The following is a 4,167-nucleotide window of genomic DNA, read 5'->3' as shown; positions in this document are numbered from 1 at the left end:
ACGACGCATACGCCGGTTTACAGACACAGGGACACACACGTGATCTTCGCTGACACAGTCAGCGAAGATCACGGCCAGGTATCACAACACTTTCTTAGACGTCGAACAATGAATCGTCCTGCCAGACGTCCTCGCAACCTGGCGCGAGCAGGAAGCGCCAGCCGGGCGGCAGGTCCAGGTAGGGCTCGATCTCCGGCAGCAGCTCCACGACATGAACGACGTGCTGCGGCTCGAAGACCTCCGGAAAGTCCTCTCCAGACCAGATGTACCACCCGGATGACCGCTTCCACAGCGGGTGACGCAGCGCGTTGACCGGAAGGGCGAGGGCAAACGGACCGACGGCTTGGTTCCCGGCGTTCCAGCCTATTTCGTCGACGAGGTCGGGCACCGCACCGGGGTCGCCGAGTGACCGACAGGCTCGACGTTCCTGAGCAGATTGCGGGGAACGCAACCTGCCCACTTTCGGGCCACGCGTTCGGGCCGCTGTTTGGTTGTCAAGCCTCTGTGCCAGTTCGCGCAATCATTGCGCCAACGACATCGAAGCACTGACATGCTTTGAGCGCTGAACGAAGCGCCCACCATGCCAGTCGACCGATGACGGAGGCAGCATGTCCTATTTCGCTCATGGCGGCCACGAACACCCCGCTGCGCTCTCATTCTCGGTAACGCAGATCGGAGTCCTCCTCGTCCTCGTGGCGCTGGCCCTGATCCTCAACGGGGACCTGCCGAAAGGCTGGCGCGCGAGCCCGAGCCACGACGAGGACCGCGTTTGTGTACGGCGTTTCGTCGCGGGCTCAGCAGTCGGTGTGGCCGGCCTCGGGCTGATGGCGCCGCTGCTCCTCAAGCTGACCTTGGCCGTGACCGGCTCTCCGACCATCGCACAGATCGTGGCGTACGGCGTTGTTGCCGTCACGGCAGCCGCGATCGCGGCAGTCGTGCGCCGGCGCCAGCAACTGGTGCTGGGCCTACTCGGCCTGCTGGGCTATATCGTCGCGCTCCAGCTGTCCATGGGCATGTCCAACGGGATAGGTCCCGCAGCGGCACTGGCCGCGCTGACCACGCTGAGCGTGAGCCTTCCGGGTCTGCCATGGCTCGGCCAGCTCGTGCGCCTCGGCGCCCTGGCCGCAGCGTGGGCTCTGCTTTCTGTAGTGACGCAGCAGCAGTGGCTCGGCCAGCAGGCTCTGGCGTTCCTCGCAGTCGTCACCGCCGCGGTCGCGGCCGTGATACCGCTCGCGATACCGGGTGCAGCCTTGGGGTTTTCCGGAACGCGAGTGATCCATTCACGCACCGAATCATAAGGAGGTAAGAGGAATGCGCTTCTCCTACATCAGAGGAGTGGTTGTCGCCGGACTGCTCGGCCTGGCCGTCTTCAACCTGCCGGCCGCCGCCAACGCCGACTCCGGCGGATGGTGCGGCCACTCCGGCTACGGCTCGCATTGGCATGGGCTCACCTACAACAGCTTCAACTACTACAGCGGGTGGAGCTACTACACCGGCAACGGCCGCTACACCCACTACCACGACGTGATCAACTCCTACGTGTCCACGTTCGGGCAACAGTGGACCGACCACGACACGAACACCTGTCCCGTGCACTGACCATTTTTTGCTTCGGGGCGCTGCCATAGCGGCAGCGCCCCCGACGCTCGGGCCACCGGCCTCGTCGGCGTGGCAGTCACCGCTGACTCCGAAAGGCAGACTGGTCCAGGGCCGGTCGCGCATTCCGTGCTCTGCGTGTTCCTGGTCGTTCACACCGAGACTCAGGCGGTGACCCACCTCTATCCCGGCTGACCAGAGGCTCAGCAGTGCCACCGGGTCAGTGCCAGTTGCTGTTCCGCACATCGCGCGGCCCCCTCCACATGTACCGGCCGACGCCCCGCCGAGACGAGAGTGACTGCGTGTTCCGGCAACGCGGCTAGCGGGATATTTCGAGATACCTCGATCACAGATACCATGCGCGCTGACCAGGTCACGAACATCCGGCCGGGGCGAAGGGACACCTCGACCGGAATCCTTTTTGAGCCACGTAACTGGGCGCAGAAGGTCGGCCCGAAGGCTCGCGACGGACAACCTGCGCCGCCGCGTCAGCCTGATGGGCAGGGACGATCCGGAGGGTGCTGCGGTGAGCGAGTTGTCACTGACAGTTGACAGGGGCCAGTGCGAAAGAGATGAACTGGCGCTACGGGCACGGGCCTTGCAGGCTGCGGTGTACGCCCGAATCGCCGGCGTGGAACCGTCGTCGGCCGGTGGACCGGTACGGCTGTTCGCCGTGGGGCTCCCCACCATCCTCGAACGGCTCACACTGTTGGAACGAGCCACCTCATCGGTGGTGTACAACCTCAACAGCCAATCCGTGTTCGACCCGCAGCGGCGGGAACGCAAACCCAACCAGCACACCCGGGAGCGCGGACTGAACGGCCACCTGATCACGGGCCCGTCGCAGCACCTGTCACTGGTGGCAGCGGCCCATCCCGACACCTGGGTGGCCCCGAAGGTGCAGATGACCGGTATCGTCATCGACGAGCGCGTCGGACTCTTCGCCGGTCCGCCCACCCCGGACGGGCGCCCGACCGCCTGGCTCTGCCGCGACCCGGACCTGATCACCGGTTTCTGCCAGCTCTGGTGGGAGACGCAGCAGCAGGCCGTGCCGATACACGAGTTCCCCGGCGTCCTCCCGCTCGCCGAGCGGCAACTGGCGGTGGCCGCCCTGCTCAGCCGCGGAACCAAGGACGCCACCATCGCCCGCAGGCTCGGCGTCTCACCCAGGACGGTGACCAGCGACGTCGGGCGGCTGCTGGACGCCTTCGGGGTCGCGACCCGCTGGGAGGGCGGCATCGTGCTCGGTCGGGCCTGCCCACCCGCGCTCACCGACTGACCTGACCGGCGGTGCCGACTCTCGGTCAGGCAAGCAGCGCCGCCGGCGCGCTGGCCGCGTCCTTCGCGCGGCCGTCGAAGGAGAGCCGGCACCGGTCAAGCTGTCCGGGCCGGACCCGCCCCGAACCATTCGATCCGCGCTCGGCTGCGGGCCGCGCCGTTGTTCGAGCGGGTGTAGTAGTCGGTGGACATGGTGGCGAGGGCGGCGACCTCTTCGCGGCGCAGGCCGGGCGCGCGCCGACGGGCGCCCACGGGCAGGCCGACGTCGCCGGGTCGCAGCGCCTCCCGGCGGCGGCGCAGGAAGTCGGCCAGTGCTGGGCGGTCCATGCACCCAGTATCCGGCGGCGGCCGGCGGGAACCAGGGACCGCCGATCCCCCGATGACCGATCTCTGCACCGGCGGCGCCCGCCGGAGGCAGGCTGGGGGCATGGACATCTCCGGAAACACGATCTTCATCCCCGGCTCGACGAGCGGGATCGGCCTCGCTCTCGCCCTGGAACTGCAGGCTCGGGGCAACACGGTGATCCTGGGTGGCCGCCGCACCGACCTGCTGGGCAAAGTCGCTGCGGCCTATCCCGGCATCGACACCGTCACGATCGACACGGCGAACCCGGCGAGCATCGCGTCGGCCGCCCAGCAGGTGCTGGGCCGGCATCCCGACCTGAACGTGCTGATCACGATGGCCGGCGTCATGCGGGTCGAGGACTGGCACCAGCCAGGGTCGTTCCTCGCCTCCGCCGAGTCGGTGGTGACCACCAACGTGCTCGGCCCGATCCGCCTGATCGCCGCGTTCATCGAGCATCTGCGGACCCGGCCGGACGCGACGATCATGACGGTCTCCTCCGGCCTGGCGTTCGCGCCGTTGCGGGCCACGCCGAGCTACAACGCGTCGAAGGCCGCCATCCACCTGCTCAGCGAGTCGCTGCGCCTGCAACTCGCCGACACGAACGTCAAGATCGTGGAGCTGGTGCCGCCGGCGGTGCGTACGGCGCTGCTGCCCGGGCAGGAGAGCAGCGAGTTCGCGATGCCGCTGGACGAGTTCGTGGGTGAGGTGGTCGGTTTGATCGAGGCGCAGCCGGACGCGACGGAGATCCAGAGCGGGTGAAGTTCCTCCGGTACGCCGAGGCGCGCGGCGACTACGACAAGGTGGTCGAGACGCTCAACGCCGCCGACCCGCACGGGAGGTAGCCCCGCCCTCAGAAAGTGTTGGGTAACCAGGTAGCTACTTCTGGTTGAGCTCGCCGTCGAGGCGTCGAGCTGCCTCGGTCTCGATCGGACCTTGCGGCTCGATGT

The 4,167-nt window shown here is 67.6% G+C and carries 5 protein-coding genes and 1 pseudogene; 4 read left to right on the top strand and 2 right to left on the bottom strand.

From position 1 onward, the window contains the following. Positions 1-94: 94 nt before the first annotated feature. Positions 95-388, bottom strand: a complete 294-nt coding sequence (locus tag AB0H57_RS32570; protein WP_357512558.1) for a hypothetical protein — start codon at positions 386-388, stop codon at positions 95-97. 220 nt (positions 389-608) lie between these two features. Between AB0H57_RS32570 and AB0H57_RS32565 the strand changes: the two genes are divergently transcribed. From AB0H57_RS32565 to AB0H57_RS32555, 3 genes are all read left to right on the top strand, one after another. Then, positions 609-1,298, top strand: coding sequence for a hypothetical protein (locus AB0H57_RS32565; protein WP_357512556.1), 690 nt, complete (start codon positions 609-611; stop codon positions 1,296-1,298). 13 nt (positions 1,299-1,311) lie between these two features. After that, complete coding sequence (locus tag AB0H57_RS32560) at positions 1,312-1,599, top strand: hypothetical protein (protein ID WP_357512555.1); 288 nt, start codon at positions 1,312-1,314, stop codon at positions 1,597-1,599. A 628-nt stretch (positions 1,600-2,227) separates the two neighbouring features. Next, positions 2,228-2,875 (top strand): helix-turn-helix transcriptional regulator, encoded by a 648-nt coding sequence (locus AB0H57_RS32555; protein WP_357512553.1) that lies wholly within the window; start codon positions 2,228-2,230, stop codon positions 2,873-2,875. A 138-nt stretch (positions 2,876-3,013) separates the two neighbouring features. Here the strand turns inward: AB0H57_RS32555 and AB0H57_RS32550 are convergent. Then, positions 3,014-3,201 (bottom strand): annotated as a pseudogene (locus AB0H57_RS32550) (transcriptional regulator); the annotation flags it as partial. Positions 3,202-3,301: 100 nt separating this feature from the next. On the opposite strand from AB0H57_RS32550, the gene AB0H57_RS32545 reads away from it, so the two are divergent. After that, entirely contained in the window at positions 3,302-3,979 is a 678-nt protein-coding gene (locus AB0H57_RS32545; RefSeq protein ID WP_357512551.1) for an SDR family NAD(P)-dependent oxidoreductase, read from the top strand. The last annotated feature ends 188 nt before the right edge of the window (positions 3,980-4,167 follow it).

Source organism: Micromonospora sp. NPDC050686, from assembly GCF_040654475.1.
In the GTDB taxonomy this organism is placed as follows: Bacteria; Actinomycetota; Actinomycetes; order Mycobacteriales; family Micromonosporaceae; genus Micromonospora.
The sequence above is the reverse complement of the archived record's forward strand: the minus strand, read 5'-3'. Positions and strand labels throughout refer to the sequence as shown.